Below are 20,789 nucleotides of genomic sequence, written 5' to 3'. Positions count from 1 at the left end.
CTGCCTATTAATAATTATTATGGGCAGCCGGTGTATCAACGCTTATTAATACTTAGGCGTTGTGGTTCAAATAATCACAGGCTGCTTTTAACAAGCTAGCTATAGGCGTAAAGGGACAGTGCGGTAGAAATGAGAATAAAAAAGCCTGCTCAGAAGTGAGCAGGCTTTCTTAGTATTTAAGCAGTAAAGCCCAGAGTTAATACAAGGCTTAGTGTTGCAAAAATGTCTTAGCGACGTTCAGTCATGATTTCACGTGAGAATACTTTCTCACAGTATTTACACTTGAGCTGAATGTCTTCTTTTTTGGTTATCACCTTGAAGCTACTGTCTACGGGTTCACCGTGGCTAATACAGTTGCTGTTTGGGCATTCAAAAATGCCATTGATTTGTTCTGGTAGCGTTAGGTGCAGCTTCTTCGCCACTTCGTAGTTTTCGATTTGGTTAACGGTCGCTTTAGGAGCGTACATCGCAAGCTGGTTAGCTTGGTCTTCACTGATGAAGACGTTTTCGATTTTAATCAAATCTTTTGCACCCTGCGCTGAAGACGGCAGATTTAAACCAATGGTAACGCGTTGGTTTGTTTTGTGCATTTTGAACAGTTTTAGTACTTTAATGCCAACATTCGCAGGGATGTGGTCGATAACAGTACCGTTCTTGATTGCTTCAACTTGTAGTTGAGTTTCTTTAGTCATGACTGCGCTCTCCTGCTTAAAGTTGTTCGTTTAGTACAAGTGCCAGTAAGGCTTCACGGGCGTACACACCGTTTTCTGCTTGCTGGAAGTAATAAGCGTGTTTGGTTTTATCAACATCAACCGTGATTTCATCCACACGTGGTAGTGGGTGCAGCACTTTCAGGTTGTCGCGCGCTTCTTTCAGCATTTCTGCCGTTAGGATGTACGCAGCTTTCATGTGTGCGTATTCAGATTCGTCGAAACGCTCTTTTTGAACGCGGGTCATGTACAACACATCAAGTTCAGGTATTACTTCTTCCATGGTGGCGTGCAGGCTGTAGTTGATACCGGCTTCATCTAATTCTTCACAGATGTAATCTGGCATCGCTAGAATTTCTGGCGCGACGAAGAAGAAGTTGATGTTATCGAACTTCGATAACGCCTGTGTTAACGAGTGCACTGTACGGCCGTATTTTAAATCACCGACGAAGGCGACGTTAAGGTTATCTAGGCGGCCTTGTGTTTCAAAGACAGAGAACAGGTCTAGTAGGGTTTGTGTTGGGTGTTGGTTTGCACCGTCACCACCATTAACGACTGGAACACCGTTAGAGAATTCAGAGGCTAGGCGTGCAGCCCCTTCTTGTGGGTGACGCATAACAAATGCATCAACGTATGAAGAAATAACCTGTACTGAGTCAGCCAGTGTCTCACCTTTTTTCGCTAGCGATGTGTTGCCACCGTTATCGAAGCCGATGACTGTACCACCAAGGCGTTGTACTGCGGTTTCAAATGATAAGCGAGTACGCGTAGAAGGCTCGAAGAAGCAGCTTGCGACTACTTTATTTTTCAGTAGCTCTGGATTTGGCTCTGCCTTCAATTTACCTGCGGTTTCAACAATCAGTTCTAGTTCACTGCGGTTTAATTCCGGTATGGAAATGATGTGCTTTTGGAACAGCGAATTCGCCATGGCTCTCTTCCCTTCTGTTGATTCAATATACGAACGAAACACTGTCTGCTCTCTTTCTTAGTAAAAAACAGACAAAAAAAAGCCCCCTTAAAAAAGGAGGCTCTTTTTATAAAAAACAGAAAAAATAAAAAACGCAACGAACGCCATTTTTCGGCGCATCTTAAGCAAGCTTTGCTGAAGGATCGTTGTCATTTCTCTTCTCTGTTTAGACAAATTGCGAAGGATTATACGCCCATTTTTTGGGAGCGCAAGCGTTTGCGTAAACTATTCATTTAATGGGAGATTATGCATGTTTCGGTGCATATTTTTCATCAGGGTGAGGTGGGGCAACTGGCTGAAATTTTGGGTTTTTTGCAGCTTGATATTCAGAAGGGTTATGCAATTCTAGTGTAGCATAAATGCAAATGCCAACCCGAAGGTTGGCATTAATTATAAGAGCTTTGTCATTCCGTTGGGAATGAAATAAAACTCAAGAGAGTCGATTACTGACCTAGTGTTGCAACCATGATAGCTTTGATGGTGTGCATACGGTTTTCAGCTTCGTCGAATACGATAGAGTGCTTAGACTCAACCACTTCGTCAGTTACTTCTACGCCGTCTTTTAGCATAGGGTATTCTTGAGCAAGTTCTTTACCAACTACAGTGTCTTCACCGTGGAATGCTGGTAGGCAGTGCATGAATTTAACATGTGGGTTGCCAGTTGCTTTTAGCATATCCATGTTTACTTGGTAAGGCATCATTAGGTCGATACGTGCAGCCCAAGCTTCTTTCGCTTCACCCATAGATACCCATACGTCAGTGTATAGGAAGTCACAACCTTTAACGCCTTCTTGCACGTCTTCAGTCATTGTGATTTTAGCGCCAGTTTCTTCAGCGATTTCACGACATTGAGCAACTAGTGCTTCTTCAGGCCAGAATGCTTTAGGAGCAACTAGACGGATGTCCATACCCATTTTAGCAGCACCAACCATTAGAGAGTTACCCATGTTGTTGCGTGCATCACCTAGGTAAGCGAATGTCATTTCGTGTAGTTGCTTACCACGACCATGCTCTTGCATAGTTAGGAAGTCAGCTAGGATTTGAGTTGGGTGGAATTCGTCAGTTAGACCATTCCATACTGGAACACCAGCGTAAGCGCCTAGGTCTTCAACGATTTCTTGACCGAAGCCACGGTATTCAATGCCATCGTACATACGGCCAAGAACACGTGCTGTATCTTTCATTGATTCTTTGTAACCGATTTGAGAACCAGAAGGGCCTAAGTAAGTTACGTTAGCGCCTTGGTCGTAAGCAGCAACTTCAAATGCACAGCGAGTACGAGTTGACGCTTTTTCAAAGATAAGCGCAATGTTTTTACCCGTTAGGCGAGGCTGCTCGTAACCGTTGTACTTCGCTTTTTTCAACTCAGCTGCTAGTTCTAGCATGTGTTGAATTTCACGTGGAGTGAAGTCTAGTAATTTTAGGAAGTTACGGTTGCGAAGATTAAAAGCCATGATGATTTCCTTTTAAGAATCGGTATCTCTCTGCCAACAGCGACCTGATAATTACAGAGTACGCTGTTGGTAAGTAGTATCTATTGTTTATCGTATTATTGCGTTCTTGTGAATAACTATTTTGTTATTCTGAAATAATATTCGTACCAGCTTCACCTTTCAGGATGCGTAGGCCGTCTTCTAGAGCGCCGATACCTACTAACTTGCCACCTTGATTGATGAATTCACATGACGCTTCAATTTTTGGCCCCATAGAGCCAGCATCAAATTCGTAATTCGCTAATTCTGCAGGAGTAGTGCTGCTCAATGCTTTTTGCGTTGGCTTGCCCCAATCCAAGAATACTGCTTGTGCATCTGTCAGAATCAACAGTGCATCTGCTTCTAGTTGTTTTGCTAGGAAGGCTGCTGACATGTCTTTGTCGATAACAGCTTCTACGCCAACTAATTTACCGTCGACTTTCTTCACTGGGATACCGCCACCGCCAGTACAGATTACAAGGTGACCTTGTTTAATCAGTGCTGTGATTGCATCGTCTTCTACGATACCGGTTGGTTGTGGGCTTGGTACTACGCGACGGAAGTATTCGCCGTCAGGTTTTACAGTCCAGTGGTATTTTTCTGCTAGTTCACGCGCTTCGGCTTCTTGGTATACAGGGCCGATAGGTTTTGTTGGGTCGATAAATGCTGGATCCGCTGGATCAACAGTCATTTGCGTCAACATGCATGAAACGTGTTGTTCTGGTAATAGGTTTTTCAGCTCTTGCATCAGCATGTAGCCGATCATGCCTTGTGTTTCTGAACCTAGTACGTCTAGTGGGTATGGATTTACTGCTTTGTATTCCAAACCTTGAAGTGCTAGTAGGCCAACTTGTGGACCGTTACCGTGTACTAACACTACGTTGTATTCTTCTGCGATAGCCGCGATAGTTTGTGCAGCTTTTGCGATATTGATTCGTTGGGTTGAAGCCTCTAATGGCTCACCGCGACGAAGTAGTGCGTTACCACCCAATGCAACAACAACTGTTTGCTTAGTCATGGGATTATTCTCTCTTGGTTTTAGTGTGGTTAGCCGATTCAATTTAATCGGCTAACCGTCTTAGCATTGTCTAGTGAAAGACGATTGCTTAGATGCCGTCACGTTCGATTGGGCAGCTCATGCAGCGAGCGCCACCGCGACCACGGCCAAGTTCGTCACCTGGGATAGGTAGAACTGTGATGCCAGCTTTGTCGTATTTTTCGTTAGTGTAAGTGTTACGTTCGTAACCAATTACAACACCTGGTTTAACAGTTAATACGTTGTTCGCATCATTCCACTGCTCACGTTCTGCTTCGAAGCTATCACCACCAGTAGTGATTAGGTTTAGTTTGTCTACGCCTAGTGCTTTCTCGATAGCAGTTACGAAGTAACCTTCTTCTTTAACCTTAACAGCGCCAGACTCGTCACCTGTTAGGCTCCAGCATTGAACGTCTTTACGTACAACTTCTGGGTATACAGAGAATGTATCTTCACGCATGTGAGTCATTACTGTATCTAGGTGCATGCAAGAGCGGTGCTTAGGTAGTTGCATTGCGATAACTTGTTTCGCTTCGCCGTGTTTGAATAGGCTAGAAGCAAGTTGCTCAACACCTTGAGCTGTTGTACGCTCAGACATACCGATAAGTACAGCGCCTTTACCAATTACTAGTACGTCGCCGCCTTCGATTGTTGAGTTGTCGTAGATTTTCTCTTCATCGCCAAAGTATTTAATGAAGTCTTGGCCAGCGAAGGTTGGGTGCCAACGGTAGATTGCACGAACGTGGTTTGTTTCACGTTGACGAGCAGCTTTTGCCATTGGGTTGATTGAAACGCCGCCGTATACCCAGCAAGATGTGTCGCGAGTAAATAGGTGGTTTGGTAGTGGTTCAATGATGAAGTCAGTAGGCTCGTGCATACCTTGCATCATTGAAGAAGATTGAATTGGTAACTCAGCGTAGCTTAGGCCACCTAGAAGAATTGAAGATAATTCTGCGTTAGGAAGGTCAGCTAGGAAGCAGCGAACGTCATTTGCGAATGCTGAACCTAAACGGTAGTCAGAGATTTGCGTGTTAAGAAGCCATTCTTTCGCTTCTGGCACTGCTAGCGTATCAGCTAGTAGGTCACCAAGTAGCATTACTTCAACGCCTTGGTCACGTAGTGTTTTAGCAAATACGTCGTGTTCTTTGCCAGCGCGCTCAACCGCTAATACATCATCAAATAGTAGATCGTGACAGTTTGATGGAGTTAGGTGAGTCAGCGCACGTTCTGGACGGTGAATTAGAACGCGGCGCAGTTGACCTATTTCAGAACCTACGTAGAACTTACTCATGATCGTATCTCTCTATTTAATTTGCCAACTAAATCCGGTTGGCTTTATTTGTTTTATGGCTGGGAAAGTAATGTTTATTTATTTCCCTGCTCTCCTTTGTTGTGAATCATTCTACTCTTAACGGGGTATTAGTCTTAGAGGTTTGTCACACTTTATATATTAACAAAATAACTTATCTCGCTATTTTATTAACATTTTCAATGCATTTGTCATTAGTTTTCAAGGCTGGGAATTTATGTTGGTTAAGTGGGTTTATGCACAAGCCTAAGTTTTTAAGTCTCTGTTTTAAAGTGTTTTGTTGTTTTTGTGAGAGACTTTATGCAAATTTTATGTGGGGTGTTTTTTGTATTAAATACAATCTTATGCACATAAAGTGGCTGTCTATCTAAAAAAAGTGACTTTGTTAAAGTGTTGGTAACAAAACTTTTTCTTTTAATTTGATCTTATGCTGTTTTTGTAATTTTAAAACATATCAAAAAAGAGGTTTTTTTTGATGGTTTAAATATCTTGCGTTTAATATTTGAAATTAGGGTCGTCATTATTTTTAAATATTATTGTCATGTTTATGTAAGAAAATATTAATAACGATTAAGTGCCAAATTGTCATAAGAAATATGTGGTTATTTGAGGTTTTTAATTGTTTAGTCAAAGCTGGCTTCTATTTCTATCTTGTTCACTGGAGAGTCTCATGATTTAAGTGAATAAAGTTTTTAATAAATGGAATGAACCAGGCGTGTAGATCCCTTCACTTAGCCCCGCTACTGCACGGCCTGTTATTGCATGTAACCCCCGCGTCACTCATCTGACCTCTTTACTTTGGTTGAGTTAGGTTGCCTGAGGCATCAGTGAATATGAGAAAGAGAAAGGAGTATGACTAGGAGAGTCTAAAACCTACGACAGCATGGCATGATTTAGCAACGCTATATTTTGCATGTGCTTGTCTTGCTTGATACTGCGGTAAGAATGGTTAGGTTTTTACGTATGTTCTGAAGTCACGCTGGTTTACTCTCTCAATAGAGATTGGGAGTTGCGGGCTATCATACGGTTGTATAAATGAAAAAAAACCGCCCGAAGGCGGTTTTTAGGGGATGAAGATAAAGCAGTATTGATTAAAGGATTGCGCCTACACTTAGCATAACCATGATAAGTACAGTTAGCATGCCTAGTAGTGGTGCTACCCATTTTACCCAGCGAACGTAAGGAACGCGTGCGATAGCTAGACCACCCATAACAACCGCAGATGTTGGGGTCATTAGGTTTACAATACCTGATGCTGATTGGTAAGCCGTTACTACTAGGTCACGACTAACGCCTGCGAAGTCAGCAAGTGGCGCCATGATAGGCATGGTTAGAACAGCAAGACCAGATGAAGAAGGTACTAAGAATGATAGTACGATTTCTAGCCAGTACATTACGTTGATGAACACGATAGAAGACAGACCTGTTACTGTGCTTTCAGCTGCGAACAGGATTGTATCTGTGATCATACCGCGGTCCATGATTACCACGATACCACGTGCGATACCGATGATAAGTGCAACACCCAGTAGGTCACGAGCACCGTCGATAAAGCTTGAAGTGAATTCTTCTTCGCTCATGCGAGCAATTAGACCGATGATGATTGTTGACGCTAGGAACATGCCTGAAATTTCAGCCATCCACCAACCAGCAACAGATACACCGTAAATCATCACACCGAATGATGCAGCGAAGATAGCAAGAATGATTTTACGTGATGTTGTGAACTCTAACATTTCACCAGACTGGTTGCCTAGGAAGTGTGCTTTGTTCTCTTCGTACTTGTCGTAAACGATAGATTTAGTTTTGTCAGCACGAACCATTTTTGCATAACGCATTACGTAGCCAACACAAATTACCCAACCGATAGCCAGCATAGCAACACGAAGCATGATGCCGTCTGTGAATGGGATACCCGCGGCGTTTGCTGCGATTACTGTTGCGAATGGGTTAATAGTAGAGCCAAGCGTACCGATACCAGCACCCAGTAGTACTGTTGCTGCTGCAACAACTGGGTCAAAGCGTGCCGCCATCATGACTGGAACAAGTAAGGTGTAGAAAGGTAATGATTCTTCCGCCATACCGTAGATAGTACCGCCTGCAGCAAACAATGCCATCAGGATAGGTATCATCATTTCTTCTCGCCCTTGTAAGCGAGCAGTTACGCGTTCGATACCTGCATCGATAGCACCTGTTTTAGTCACAAGACCAAGGAAGCCACCGATAACAAGAATGAATAATGAAACATCGATTGCAGCAGCTTCGTAAGTGTTGTGGTCGTAGAAGCCATCAATCGGAGCGATAAGAACATCAATCACGCCTTGAGGGTTGTTTTCTACTGCATGGTAGGTGCCGGTTACTGGCACTTCCTTGCCAAGATCTTCATTCATTACGCGATCATACTGACCCGCTGGAACAATCCAGGTTAGCAGTGCGACAAACGCAATGAGGCCGAACAGAATGGTGTAAGCAGAAGGGAATTTAAAGTTGGCAAAGAAGCCGCCTTTCTCTTCTTGTTGTACCGTTTGAGTCGTCATTTTTATCTCCTTGCACCCATATTGTGGTGGTGTATGGGTGTGATCCAGCACGCCGAACATCGAAGTAGGCGCAAAAGGGCTCCCTGAACAGTCGCGTTCAGTAAAACGTATTATTGGAAATTAATTCGGTGTATGAGCTATTTGCTCATAACCATATTTGCTTGAGTTACTTATTCGGTAACATCGAAGCGAATGGGTGATCGGCTATTGAAGTTATGACATGGTGCGCGAACGCTCTGTCACCCCTTTATCGTTAGCCAATACCTCGAAAGGCAACGGCACACTATGATCAGAGTGGGTGAATGGAGCGAGTGCGCCTCGAGAACGGCGGAGTCGGTTGCGTCGGCAGACATGGCGAACTCCTGTATCGATAGTGAACTTACTCATGATCGTATCTCTCTTTATTTTAGTGCCCGGTTGGTCGTTGCCACCGAGTCATATCTCTTTGGACGGGGTGATTGTAATCTGCTACTAAGTAGGTAACTTTGCAGCCGTTCACACTTTTTCAGAAGGCTGTTTTGGCGTAAATAACCACACAGTTTGTGTGTTAGGGTATTTTTCGTTAATTAATGGATGAATATGTTTTTTGTCTCAGCTTAAAAGTTGGGTGAATATTCACCAGAATGTTAATTTTCAGCCTGAAAATCGCATAATTACGATAATTTATGCCTGCGTTTTATAACATCTTCGTTTTCTTATGCGTTTTTTCTTCTGAATTACGCATTTATGGCATGACGTGTTTTTGCATAAGCTGAAACTTTATTCACTCGTAAAAATGGGACTAAAGCAGCTTAGTGCATTAAGAAATCGACAATTTCTTTGATCAAAATCAATTTTACCTTCCCGTAACATTAACAGGATGGTAATTCGTTTAAATCCATGCGATATTTGCCAGCAAATTTATTCCATAGTTGGAGTTACCCCATGTCTTATGCAGAACTGATTGAAGAGCAGAAGGAAGAGACTCGCGAAATTATTGCCGCTATCTTAGAAGATGGCAGCGAGCCTGAAGCGCTTTACACGATTGAGCACCACTTCTCAGCGGATACCTTTGAAGAACTTGAAGCAGCAGCTGTTGAGGCATTCAAGATGGGCTATGAGGTGATGGAAGCAGAAGAGCTTGAACTGGCGCCTGAAGATGGTGGCGGTAAAGTTGTTTGTTTTGATGCCGTAATGGAATCTGCACTTAAAGTAGAACTTATTGATGAGCAAGCGGACAAAATGATCCAGCTTGCTGAAAAGCACAACATCGATTACGACGGCTGGGGTACATACTTCGAGTCGGGTGAAGATGAAGACGAAGACGGTGAAGAAGACGACGAGTAATCGCGTTTCACAGTTTTACGTATCAAAAGTCGGCTTATATAGCCGACTTTTTTGTCTCTGCAATATGGTGGGATATGTTTTCCATTGCCTCCCTGGACTAAAATGTTTTTAGCATTCGTACTTCACACGCATCATGACCTGTGTCTCCTAATGCATGCGGTACAGTCACAAATCCTAATGACTGGTACAAAGCAACCGCTTCTTTGAGGTTTCCTGTAGTTTCTAAGTAGCAGCCGCTATAGCCTTGCTTGCGGGCAAAATTCAATGCCTTTACTGCCAACATTCGTGCTAATCCTTTACCGCGAAGTTGTGGCAGAAAGTACATTTTTTGCAATTCACACAGATTATCCGATCCCGCTAACGATGCGACGCCGCCTCCACCTAAAATTCGATGATCTTTTTCTATCACCCAGTAGTGGTTTTTCTTATCTGCATAAACTTGATACATGGAGTCTAATGTAGGGTCTGCAACGCCATACCCTTTGTCTGCGGTTAAGCCATATTCAGAGGATACGCGTCGAATAACGGCGGCGACAGAAGGGTTATCTTCGGGCGTGATGGTACGTAAAGTGAAGCCCTGTTGATTTTCTGCGGCACTGATTGAGCGGCAATAACGGTATAAACTACTTTCTAGCTGATTAACTTCATCGCACTCCATTTGATCCAAAATATTTTGCATATGTTGGTTTAATTGTTGGTGAAGTGCGGTGAGTGTTTGCTGGCCTGTTGGCGTTAACTGCGAGAGTTGGCTACGTTTATCGTCTGGGTTAACTGTTGTTTGTACTAGCCCTTGGTTCAGTAAAATGGCAAGTGTACGGCTAGCATTTGATTTATCGATATTTAACTTTTGAGCCATCTGATTGACGGTGCAAGGGGATTGTTCTAACTCGATGAGTGCATGGGCTTGAGCTGGGGTCAGTTTGAATGATCCGCAATAGCAGTCAAGCATACCTAGTTGACGAACAAGTTGGCGTGATAACAAACGAAGTTGCTGTGGCTGCATATTTTTCTCGTTATGGTTATGGTTGCGGTTTGCAACTAAATTTAGTTGCTATTCGCAATTAAATCAATGTTTTTTATTGCTAAGGACAGGGTTCATATAGCGATCTTGCTCTCAATATCGAACCAAAGCAGTAAATTACTTCCCCTTGATGCCACTCATATGCATCTTGTTTGTTCTGGTTGTGCGAAAATGCCAAATTACTGATAGCACTTGTGATGACAAACGCTTCATTTTTTGATTAGTAGTTGAATAATATGGATATAAAAATGGAAAATCAGATTAAGTTTCATGGGCGAGGCGGAGAGTTTTTCGGCATCTGGATTGTGAACTTATTACTGAGTATCGTCACGTTAGGGGTTTATTCTGCATGGGCAAAAGTACGGACTAAAAAGTACTTTTACGGTAATACGGAATTTGGCGGTGATCGCTTTGATTACCATGGTGCACCGATACAAATATTAAAAGGGCGCATTATCGCGATGGCATGTGTGCTGGTTTGGTTTATATCAAGCAGTATATTTCCACTCGTATCTGCTTTGCTCTTCCTTATTTTTTCTGCATTAACGCCATGGTTGATCCGCAATAACACCCGCTTTGATGCACGTGTTACGAGTTATCGTAATGTCCGATTTGATTTTACTGGGACAGTAAAAAGCGCATACAGTGTTTTTCTGTTGTGGCCGTTTCTTTGTTACCTCTTGCTTGCTTGTTGTTTTGTCTTTGCTTCATCGGTGGGTTATACCTCTCTGACCGCAGGAATGATTGGCGGGCTTATGACTGCTGTACTTGGTTTTATTCTTTTTTCATGGGTATCAGCACAAATAGCGACATATTTTATTAATGGTTACCGCTATGGCTCTTACTTGTTCAGTGCAGAGCTTTCGACTAAGCAATATATGGTCACCTATTTGCTTGGCGGTCTACTGGGAATGACACTGGCAATCGTATTATTGATAGTTGCTGTTTTTGTTGGTGGCTCGTCATATTACGAGTTAATAAATTTATCACAAATAAGCGTTGTCGATGGCGGTGTTGACTTCGTATTGGTTATGCTAACTGGCTACGGGGGCATGATCCTTATTGCACTGGTGGTGAATGGTTTTATTAAGGCGCGTATTCGTAATTACCTGTTTGGTCAAATCAAAATTAATGATGAAACTGACTACAGTTTTGCTTCCGCTATGACGACAGTAGGCTTAGTGTCTTTGATGGTCACTAACTTTGCGATCTTGGTTGTAACGCTTGGCTTTGCACACCCTTGGGTTAAGGTCAGAAGCAGCCGTTATGTGGCTTCTGTAACGACGGTGAAAGGTGATCTTAATACACTGATGGTTGACGGCGACGAGTTTGACACCTCTTCCGCTGTGGCCGATGAAGTCGCTGAAGCCTTTGATTTAAATATAGGTATAGGATGATTATCAAAGGATTTTGTCATCCACCGCGTAGCGCAGACAAACTTGCTGCGAGTGTGATGTTACTGTCTGAAGGGCGTTTACAACTAAGCACGGCCCAAGGCCATCAAGTGTTGTTGTTGGAGACGGTGAATATCAATGAGCCGCTAGGGCGACTGCCAATTCGGCTTTCTTTTCCTGATGGTTCACAGTTTATACCTGATGACTCCCTGCTGCTTGAAGGGGTGTTGAAAGCAAGAGAGCGGACTTGGCTTCATAGGGTTGAACGTAATTTACCCGCGATCGTGAGTAGCCTCGTATTGATGGGATTACTATTTGCGTTGTTTTTTACTCACGGTATTCCTTGGTTAACTAGCGGTATAGTTAAAGCTTTACCGCAACAAGTACCTGTGCTGGTTGGCCAGCATGTCATGCAGACATTGGATGATAATGTATTAACGCCTAGTGAATTGAGCGTGGCACAGCAAGCGCAGATTAAGCAACGCTTTCAAACTATGGTGGCACAGTTACCCCCTATGCCAGTTAAACCACAGTTACATTTTCGTCGTTGGCATGCAAGGCCTAATGCGTTAGCCTTGAGTGATGGTTCAATTGTTGTATTTGATGCCTTGGTTTCACTTGCTCAGACGCCGGAACAATTGGACAGTATATTGTTGCATGAGTTAGGTCATATACAGCATCAACATGTTATGAAATCGATTGTAAGATCGGCACTTTTTTCAGCTTCTGTAGCGGCATTAACGGGTGAGAGCACTGGCTTAATCGATACATTCAGTGGCGCGGGTGTGTTTTTTGTGACGCAGGGGTATTCACGAAAAGCGGAACTTGAGGCTGATGAGTTCGCGGTTAAGTCGATGTTAGATTTATATGGAACCACAGATCCTATGCAGCAGATGTTACAGCTCTTCATTACGCCTAATGGTGTTGCCAATGAGTTACCTGAATGGATGAATACACATCCGGCATTAGAAACTCGAATACAGAGACTTGGCGAGTGATAGAGGCGTTAAAGGAGTCTGTTTAGGCGGGGGAGTTTAAACAAAAAGGGAAATGCTAAATTGCGTTGCCCTTTTTTTGTGCGCTTAAACTGCGTAAATTTAATGGTATTAATGCTGGCAAGCCATTGCATCAAATAGGCTAACAGAAGCTTGTTGATGTTCTTTCTTCTGCCAAACACGCTCGTGAAAGTAGTAAGCAAGGGTATTAATGGCTGGCTCAATCATAGCCATTACACTGCCAATTAGAATATCCCCAGTAAGCAGGTACACAACAGTAAAGGCGACGGTAAAGTGAACAACAGCAAAGCTGATTGTTTTACTAACGGGGGCACTGTAATGCGATTTTTTGAGTGCTTTTGTTTGCCATGCTTTTTCATGAAAGTAAAACGCCACCGTATTAACCATAGGCTCGATCATCGCAATCAAGCTACCGATCAAAATGTCACCAGTTAGTAGGTAAGCAACACTGAAAGCAACAGTAAAGTGAATAACGGCAAAACTAATGGTCTTTTTCATGGTGGTGTCCTCGTTCTTTATGCCGCTATTATTACCTTTATTTTTTGATAGTTAAAAGTGACTGTAATTATTATATTGATAGGTAAAAGCTATTGATTTTCTTGGCGGTAAAAAAAAGCCCGACGATAATTCGTCGGGCTTTTCGTTCTTTATTACAGTAACTGTAAGGCTTACAGTGCTGCGATTGTCACTTTTTGCGCTTCTAGTTTAGCTAATGTTTCTTTATAGCCATCTAACTTTTCACGCTCTTTCGCGATAACCACTTCCGGTGCTTTAGCAACGAACCCTTCGTTACCTAGCTTACCTTCGATGCGTTTAATTTCACCTTGGATTTTAGCGACTTCTTTGTCTAAACGTGCAAGCTCGGCATCTTTGTCGATAAGACCTGCCATTGGGATCATTAGCTCAGATTTACCAACTAGTGATGTTGCACACGCTGGGGTTTCTTCGCCATCCGCCAATACTTTAATGCTGTCTAGTTTCGCTAGAGAAGTTAGAACAATCTCATTTGCTTTGATACGTGCAGCGTCTTTTTCGTCAGCTACTTTAATCATCACATCTAAGCCTTTGCTTGGTGCGATATCGTATTCAGCACGTAAGTTACGGATGCTAGTTATGAACGCTTTAACCCATTCAAGATCAGCGACTACGTCAGCGTTGAAGTTGTCTTCATTAAACTGAGGAAGTGCTTGAGTCATGATGGTCTCGCCTTCAACGCCGTCTACTAGCGGCTTAACGCTCTGCCAGATAGATTCAGTGATGTAAGGAAGAACAGGGTGAGCAAGACGCAGAGTCTTCTCTAGAACCGTGATCAGCGTATAACGAGTCGCTTGCTGTTGCGCTTCAGAACCTTTCCACAGAACTGGTTTAGTTAGTTCTAGGTACCAGTCACAGAATTGGTTCCAGATGAATTCATAAAGCGTGTTTGCCGCCATGTCTAGACGGTAGTTGTCTAGGTGAGCATTAAACTCTTTCGCAGCAACTTCAAACTGAGATTCAATCCACTTGTCAGCAAGAGAGAATTCCATGTTTGCACGGTCTTCAACAGATAAAGACATGCCACAATCGTGCTCTTCTGTGTTCATCAGCACGTAACGGCTTGCGTTCCATAGCTTGTTACAGAAGTTACGGTAACCTTCAAGACGCTTCATGTCCCAGTTGATGTCACGGCCAGTTGAAGCCATAGCAGCTAGAGTGAAACGTAGTGCATCTGTGCCGTATGGTTCGATACCATCTTCAAATGTCTTACGTGTCGCTTTTTCGATCTTCTTCGCTAGTTGAGGCTGCATCATGTTGCCACAACGCTTTTCTACTAGCTCTTCAAGACCAATACCGTCGATCATATCGATTGGGTCAAGTACGTTACCTTTCGATTTCGACATCTTGTCGCCGTTTTCATCACGGATAAGACCCGTCATGTAAACGGTTTTAAAAGGTACTTGTGGCTTGCCGTCTTCGTCTTTCACGAAGTGCATGGTCATCATGATCATACGAGCAACCCAGAAGAAGATAATATCAAAACCTGATACTAGTACTTCTGATGGGTGGAATGTTTTAAGTGCTTCTGTGTCTTCAGGCCAGCCTTGTGTGCCGAACGTCCAAAGTGCAGAAGAGAACCAGGTATCAAGCACGTCGTTGTCTTGGTTAAGCACAACAACAGGTGCTAGGTTATTTTTCTCACGTACTTCTTCTTCGCTGCGACCAACGTAGACTTTGCCTTCGTTATCGTACCAAGCTGGGATGCGGTGGCCCCACCAAAGTTGACGAGAAATACACCAGTCTTGTACGTCGCGCATCCACGCGAAGTACATGTTTTCGTATTGCTTAGGTACGAACTGGATTTGACCATCTTCAACGGCTTTCACTGCTGGTTCAGCAAGAGGTGCTGTACGCACGTACCATTGGTCAGTCAGCATTGGTTCGATAACCACACCACCACGGTCGCCGTAAGGTACGGTTAGGTCGTGATCTTTGATTTCTTCAAGAAGACCAAGCTCTTCAAACTCAGCAACAATCGCTTTACGTGCAGCAAAGCGCTCCATACCTTGGTATTTAGCTGGCAGTTCTGTTGAGTAAACATCGCTTTCTTCGCCGTTAGTGGTGAATACTTCAGCAGCATCACGAATATCAGCGTTGAACGTTAGGATGTTGATCATTGGTAGGCTGTGACGCTTGCCTACTTCGTAATCGTTAAAGTCATGAGCTGGCGTGATTTTCACACAACCCGTGCCTTTTTCCATGTCTGCGTGCTCATCGCCAACAATAGCAATGCGACGACCAACGATAGGAAGTAGGATTTCTTTACCGATCAGATCTTGGTAACGAGGATCTTCTGGGTTTACCGCAACACCTGTATCGCCCAGCATGGTTTCTGGACGTGTTGTTGCAACAACGATGTAATCTTTGCCATCGGCTGTTTTAACACCATCCGCTAATGGGTAACGGAAGTGCCACATGAAGCCTTTTTTGTCTTTGTTTTCAACTTCAAGATCAGAAATTGCAGTGTGCAATTTAGGATCCCAGTTTACAAGACGTTTACCACGGTAGATAAGATCTTCTTCGTATAGGCGAACGAAGACTTCTTGAGTGGCTGCAGATAGACCGTCATCCATCGTGAATCGCTCACGATCCCAATCGACAGATGCACCTAGGCGACGAAGTTGTTTCGTGATTGTGCCGCCTGATTCTGCTTTCCAATCCCAAATTTTGTCGATGAAAGCTTCACGGCCGTAGTCGTGTTTTGTTTTACCTTCTTCAGCTGCAATTTTGCGCTCGACAACCATTTGAGTTGCAATGCCAGCGTGGTCAGTACCCACTTGCCAAAGGGTGTTTTTGCCCTTCATACGCTGTGCACGGATAAGAGTATCCATGATGGTATCTTGGAAGGCGTGGCCCATGTGCAAGCTACCAGTGACGTTTGGCGGCGGGATCATGATGCTGTAAGCTTCTTTTGATGTATCACCGTGAGGCTTAAAGTAACCAGCCTCTTCCCAGCGCTGATATAGCGCCTGTTCAATTGATTGTGGGTTGTATGTCTTTTCCATAGCGCTCTTAGAAGGATCTATATGGGAATTAGGGCGTCTCAGGGGCAGCGGTTGTTTGCAATTGAATGCCATTTAGCCGATAAGCTTTATAACGTTCACGTGCTAGCTGCTTGAGCTTTTCGTCGCAAGGCACAAAGTCTATCACTTGTGCGAAGGTAACCGCAAAATTTGGTGCGTCTGGGCTTAAATTAATCAAGACACCTCGGCGGCCTGTATGACGAAGACCTTGCCAGCCAATCTCAACTGGAGCGCCACCACGGGTGCCTTCACCAATTAAGTTGTGGGGCACGAAATTATCGGGCTCCTGCTGCCAAAGGTATTCATCTATCTGTTCTGCTTGGTCTTTACTCTCGGCAAGAATATAGACTTTTTGACCTTGCTGATAACTCCATGCAGCTTGATGACAGGCAAAGTGCAACTGATAGTCGCTATCAGCAGCTACATGGGTGTCTTCAAGTATATAAAATGTTGCATGAGTCATCGTGTTTACTCGTTAAAAGAAAAGGGCCCTTAGGGCCCTTTTTCTATGATTCGTCTTATTCGACGTTCTCTAGGCCAGCTCGGTTGAGTAAGAATTGGACTAGTAATGGGACGGGACGACCCGTAGCGCCTTTGGCTTTACCGCCAACCCAAGCTGTACCTGCAATATCAAGGTGCGCCCAGTTGTACTTCTTCGTGAAGCGCGACAGGAAACAGCCTGCGGTGATAGTGCCAGCACCTGGTGAACCAAGGTTTGCCATATCAGCAAATGGGCTCGCTAGTTGCTCTTGGTACTCATCAGCCATAGGTAGACGCCAAGCGCGGTCACCTGCTTGCTCTGATGCATTGATCAGTTCGTGGGCTAATGGGTTGTGGTTAGCAACTAGGCCACTAATGTGGTGACCAAGGGCGACAACACATGCGCCAGTTAATGTTGCAACATCAACAACGCATTCAGGCTCAAAGCGCTCAACATAAGTGAGTGCATCACAAAGCACTAAACGGCCTTCAGCATCGGTGTTAAGTACTTCAACTGTTTGACCTGACATAGTCGTCAGAATGTCACCTGGGCGGTAAGCATTACCACCTGGCATGTTTTCACAGCCAGCAAGAATACCAACAACATTGATTGGAAGGTTTAGCTTCGCCAATGATTTCATTGCACCGAATACGGTCGCAGCACCACACATGTCGTACTTCATTTCATCCATCTGTGCGCCAGGCTTGATGGAGATACCGCCTGAATCGAATGTTAGACCTTTACCTACAAGTACAATCGGCTTCGCGGTTGAGTCTGGATTACCTTTGTATTCAATAACCGACATCATGGCTTCGTTCTTAGAGCCACGACCAACAGCTAGGTAAGATGTCATGCCTAACTCTTTCATTTCCTGCTCACCAATGATTTTGGTGTTCACGGTGTCGAAATCGTCAGCCAGACGGCGTGCTTGAGAAGCAAGGTAAGCTGGGTTTGCCACGTTTGGTGGCATGTTACCTAAATCTTTACCCGCTTTTACACCCGATGCAACAGCAAGGCCGTGTGAAATTGCACGCTCGCCAAGAGAGAGTTCACGGCGTGTTGGCACGTTGAAAACAAGTTTGCGTAGTGGACGACGCGTTTCAGGCTTATTGCTCTTGAATTGGTCGAAGGTGTATAGGCTGTCTTTGGTTGTTTCTACCGCTTGACGAACTTTCCAGTAAGTGTCGCGGCCTTTAACGTGAAGCTCTGTTAAGAAACATACCGCTTCCATTGAACCGGTTTCGTTCAATGTACTGATCGTTTTTTTGATGATTTGCTTGTATTGGCGCTCATCGAGTTCGCGCTCTTTACCACAGCCGACAAGTAGTACACGCTCAGACAGTACGTTCGGTACATGGTGAAGCAGTAGCATTTGGCCTGGCTTACCTTCTAGATCACCACGACGAAGTAGGGAACTAATATAGCCATCGCTAATCTTATCTAGTTGTTCAGCAATTGGAGAAAGTCGACGTGGTTCAAATACACCCACGACAATACAGGCACTGCGCTGTTTCTCGGGGCTGCCACTTTTAACACTGAACTCCATGCGTACTCCTACATCCTATATAAAGACAATTAGGGCTAAATGTTGGATAATGCCGTACTGACTTGCTGGATCGCTGTAACAGTATAGGATCTAAAGTGCAGGCTAACATTTAGCTGAAAGATAAAAAAATAACTGGTTTACCGAGAAACTATAGTTATTCCAGCAAAAAAACAAGTTTTCTATGGGTATATAAAGCGTGATTATTGTTCGGTATTTGACACGTGAGACATTAAAGAGCCAATTTGCGATTCTTTTTGTGCTTTTTTTAATATTTCTGAGTCAAAAGTTTATTCGTATTTTAGCCTCCGCATCGGAAGGCTCGCTGCCTGGTGATCTAATATTGACCATTATGGGGCTTTACTTCCCATACATGGCGCTAATGATGTTACCGCTGAGTTTATTTGTCGGGATCTTACTGACATTCGGCCGATTGTATGCCGAAAGTGAGATTACTGTGATGAATGCTACGGGGATTGGCAATAAATTTCTGATCCAAGCAGCTTTACTATTGGCGCTTATTTCTGGCTCATTTGCTGCTTTCAATTCCTTGTGGTTAACGCCATGGGCGGCAGAGCAAGAAACAAAAGTGATGGAGCAAGCGGAAGCTGATTCAGGGCTTAACCTGCTAGTAAAAGGCCAATTCCAAGGCTCGCCAGATGGTCGAGGCGTGGTTTTTGTTGATGACATAACAGAAAGTGGCAAGAAGCTGCACCGGGTGTTTGTGGCTCAGCCATTTTCAACCGATACACTACGCCCAAGTATTACGTTCTCAGATCGTGGTTATGTTAGTGAGTTGCCTGATGGGCGCCAAGTGCTCGATCTTAAAGACGGGACTCGCTACGAAGGTTTGCCGACCCGATTAGATTACACCATTACGGATTTTGAGGACTATCAAGCATTAATTGGTCAGCGGGCTGTGCGAGAAAAAAACCGAGATTGGGAAGCGGTACCCACAGTTGAGTTGCTTAGTCATAGCAATTTATCCGCGGTTGCTGAATTCCAATGGCGGGTGTCGATGTTCTTATGTATTCCACTATTGATTATGGTGGTGGTACCGCTGTCAGCCGTTAACCCTCGCCAAGGGCGCTTTGCTAAGTTATTCCCCGCTATCATGATTTATCTCGCGTACTTCCTTGCAATGAGTGCAGCAAAGTCTGCCTTAGAAGATGGTACTTTGCCGACGTATATTGGTTTATGGTCGGTAAATGTGGTGACCTTAGTGATCGCCGTGGTGCTCAACATGTGGGATACCATGCCTATTCGTGTATTAAAAGATAAGTTCCGGAGACGTGGTAATGTTTAAGATCCTTGACTGGTACATCGGCCGTACCATCATTGCGACGACTTCGTTGACGCTGGCAACTTTGGTGGGGCTATCGGCAATCATCAAGTACGTTGAGCAGTTAAGAAAAGTCGGCGAAGGAACTTATGATTTATGGAAAGCATTAGCATTTGTTGGCTTAAGTTTGCCACGTGATATTGAAATGTTTTTCCCTATGGCAGTGTTGCTGGGAGCATTGATTGGCTTGGGAATGCTGGCATCAAGCTCTGAGCTGGTGGTTATGCAAGCGGCTGGTTTTTCAAAATTAGATATTGGATTATCCGTTTTGAAAACCGCAGTGCCTTTGATGTTGATTATCATGGCGTTAGGGCAATGGGGGTCACCGCAAGCGCAGAAAATGGCGCGTGAACTCCGTACGATTTGGACGTCTGGCGGCAGCATGTTGTCGGTGCAAAGCGGAGTCTGGGCAAAAGATAACAATGATTTTATTTACATTGGTCGCGTTAAAGAGAAGCAGGGCTTAGAAAGCGTTAACATTTGGGAATTTGACGATAATGATAAACTTCAAAAATCTATTTATGCCAGCTCTGCGCAATACTTGACTGATGAAGGCTGGCAGTTACGCGATGTAACTGAGACAACCTTTAGCGAAGATCGTCAAATAAATACACATGCTGACACTCAGATTTGGGATACTGTCTTGTCACCCGATAAATTAGCCGTTGTGACAGTAAAACCGGAAGAGCTGGCTTTGTCTGGGGTATATGATTATGTCTCTTACTTGAGAGAGTCGAAGCAAGATGCCTCGCGGTATGAGTTGGCGTTTTGGCGTAAAGCCTTACAACCGGTAACTATCGCAGTAATGATGCTACTTGCGCTGTCATTTGTCTTTGGTCCATTACGTTCAGTTACGATGGGAGTAAGGGTCTTATCCGGCGTTATTTTTGGTTTTGCTTTCTATATTTCAAACGAAGTATTTGGGCCTATGAGCCTAGTGTATAGCTTACCGCCGATCATTGGTGCGATAGGGCCTAGTGTCGTGTTCTTACTGATCACTATCTACTTACTGCGGCGTAAATTGTAGTTAGTTAGCAGCGTAAAACTTGTAACGTGATGATTAAAAAGGAGCCTA

17 protein-coding genes are annotated in these 20,789 nt (G+C 44.0%); 5 read left to right on the top strand and 12 right to left on the bottom strand.

Annotated elements, in window-relative coordinates:
• Positions 1 to 227: 227 nt before the first annotated feature.
• The 7 genes from pyrI to OCU87_RS14675 all read right to left on the bottom strand — a co-directional run bounded on the left by pyrI (position 228) and on the right by OCU87_RS14675 (position 8,418).
• On the bottom strand, positions 228 to 692 hold the full coding sequence (pyrI, locus tag OCU87_RS14705; protein ID WP_062691827.1) for an aspartate carbamoyltransferase regulatory subunit: 465 nt from the start codon (positions 690 to 692) through the stop codon (positions 228 to 230).
• Positions 693 to 708: 16 nt separating this feature from the next.
• The gene (pyrB, locus tag OCU87_RS14700) at positions 709 to 1,638 is read right to left on the bottom strand and encodes an aspartate carbamoyltransferase (RefSeq protein ID WP_062691829.1); all 930 of its coding nucleotides are present in this window, start codon (positions 1,636 to 1,638) and stop codon (positions 709 to 711) included.
• Between the two features lie 482 nt (positions 1,639 to 2,120).
• Positions 2,121 to 3,131, bottom strand: a complete 1,011-nt coding sequence (gene argF / locus OCU87_RS14695; protein ID WP_062691830.1) for an ornithine carbamoyltransferase — start codon at positions 3,129 to 3,131, stop codon at positions 2,121 to 2,123.
• 124 nt (positions 3,132 to 3,255) lie between these two features.
• Positions 3,256 to 4,167, bottom strand: coding sequence for a carbamate kinase (arcC, locus tag OCU87_RS14690; RefSeq protein WP_062691832.1), 912 nt, complete (start codon positions 4,165 to 4,167; stop codon positions 3,256 to 3,258).
• Positions 4,168 to 4,255: 88 nt separating this feature from the next.
• Positions 4,256 to 5,476, bottom strand: a complete 1,221-nt coding sequence (gene arcA, locus OCU87_RS14685) for an arginine deiminase (protein ID WP_261857464.1) — start codon at positions 5,474 to 5,476, stop codon at positions 4,256 to 4,258.
• Positions 5,477 to 6,585: 1,109 nt separating this feature from the next.
• Positions 6,586 to 8,031 (bottom strand): YfcC family protein, encoded by a 1,446-nt coding sequence (locus OCU87_RS14680; protein WP_261857463.1) that lies wholly within the window; start codon positions 8,029 to 8,031, stop codon positions 6,586 to 6,588.
• Between the two features lie 213 nt (positions 8,032 to 8,244).
• On the bottom strand, positions 8,245 to 8,418 hold the full coding sequence (locus tag OCU87_RS14675) for a hypothetical protein (RefSeq protein WP_157072684.1): 174 nt from the start codon (positions 8,416 to 8,418) through the stop codon (positions 8,245 to 8,247).
• Between the two features lie 537 nt (positions 8,419 to 8,955).
• Between OCU87_RS14675 and rraB the strand changes: the two genes are divergently transcribed.
• Entirely contained in the window at positions 8,956 to 9,357 is a 402-nt protein-coding gene (rraB, locus tag OCU87_RS14670; RefSeq protein WP_062691835.1) for a ribonuclease E inhibitor RraB, read from the top strand.
• A gap of 97 nt (positions 9,358 to 9,454) precedes the next feature.
• Here the strand turns inward: rraB and OCU87_RS14665 are convergent, their stop codons facing one another.
• Positions 9,455 to 10,360 (bottom strand): bifunctional helix-turn-helix transcriptional regulator/GNAT family N-acetyltransferase, encoded by a 906-nt coding sequence (locus OCU87_RS14665; protein ID WP_261857462.1) that lies wholly within the window; start codon positions 10,358 to 10,360, stop codon positions 9,455 to 9,457.
• 266 nt (positions 10,361 to 10,626) lie between these two features.
• On the opposite strand from OCU87_RS14665, the gene OCU87_RS14660 reads away from it, so the two are divergent.
• Together OCU87_RS14660 and OCU87_RS14655 are read left to right on the top strand one after the other, a co-directional pair.
• Positions 10,627 to 11,775 (top strand): YjgN family protein, encoded by a 1,149-nt coding sequence (locus OCU87_RS14660; protein ID WP_261857461.1) that lies wholly within the window; start codon positions 10,627 to 10,629, stop codon positions 11,773 to 11,775.
• Positions 11,772 to 12,770 (top strand): M48 family metallopeptidase, encoded by a 999-nt coding sequence (locus tag OCU87_RS14655; RefSeq protein WP_261857460.1) that lies wholly within the window; start codon positions 11,772 to 11,774, stop codon positions 12,768 to 12,770. Before OCU87_RS14660 ends, OCU87_RS14655 begins: the two co-directional genes overlap by 4 nt.
• A 108-nt stretch (positions 12,771 to 12,878) precedes the next feature.
• Here OCU87_RS14655 and OCU87_RS14650 read toward each other — a convergent pair whose 3' ends face one another.
• From OCU87_RS14650 to pepA, 4 genes are all read right to left on the bottom strand, one after another.
• Positions 12,879 to 13,286 carry a DUF2061 domain-containing protein gene (locus tag OCU87_RS14650; protein WP_062691840.1) on the bottom strand — a complete coding sequence of 136 codons (408 nt, stop codon included), beginning with the start codon at positions 13,284 to 13,286 and terminating at the stop codon, positions 12,879 to 12,881.
• A gap of 170 nt (positions 13,287 to 13,456) precedes the next feature.
• Positions 13,457 to 16,330, bottom strand: coding sequence for a valine--tRNA ligase (locus OCU87_RS14645; RefSeq protein WP_062691842.1), 2,874 nt, complete (start codon positions 16,328 to 16,330; stop codon positions 13,457 to 13,459).
• A gap of 28 nt (positions 16,331 to 16,358) precedes the next feature.
• Positions 16,359 to 16,811, bottom strand: a complete 453-nt coding sequence (locus OCU87_RS14640) for a DNA polymerase III subunit chi (RefSeq protein ID WP_261857459.1) — start codon at positions 16,809 to 16,811, stop codon at positions 16,359 to 16,361.
• Between the two features lie 55 nt (positions 16,812 to 16,866).
• Complete coding sequence (gene pepA / locus OCU87_RS14635; RefSeq protein ID WP_062691845.1) at positions 16,867 to 18,375, bottom strand: leucyl aminopeptidase; 1,509 nt, start codon at positions 18,373 to 18,375, stop codon at positions 16,867 to 16,869.
• A gap of 196 nt (positions 18,376 to 18,571) precedes the next feature.
• On the opposite strand from pepA, the gene lptF reads away from it, so the two are divergent.
• Together lptF and lptG are read left to right on the top strand one after the other, a co-directional pair.
• Complete coding sequence (lptF, locus tag OCU87_RS14630) at positions 18,572 to 19,678, top strand: LPS export ABC transporter permease LptF (protein WP_062691847.1); 1,107 nt, start codon at positions 18,572 to 18,574, stop codon at positions 19,676 to 19,678.
• Positions 19,671 to 20,741, top strand: coding sequence for an LPS export ABC transporter permease LptG (gene lptG / locus OCU87_RS14625; protein WP_261857458.1), 1,071 nt, complete (start codon positions 19,671 to 19,673; stop codon positions 20,739 to 20,741). The genes lptF and lptG overlap by 8 nt, the downstream gene beginning before the upstream one ends.
• Positions 20,742 to 20,789 lie beyond the last annotated feature (48 nt).

Origin of the sequence: Photobacterium sanguinicancri, assembly GCF_024346675.1 — a bacterium.
Classification (GTDB): Bacteria; Pseudomonadota; Gammaproteobacteria; order Enterobacterales; family Vibrionaceae; genus Photobacterium; species Photobacterium sanguinicancri.
The sequence above is the reverse complement of the archived record's forward strand: the minus strand, read 5'-3'. Positions and strand labels throughout refer to the sequence as shown.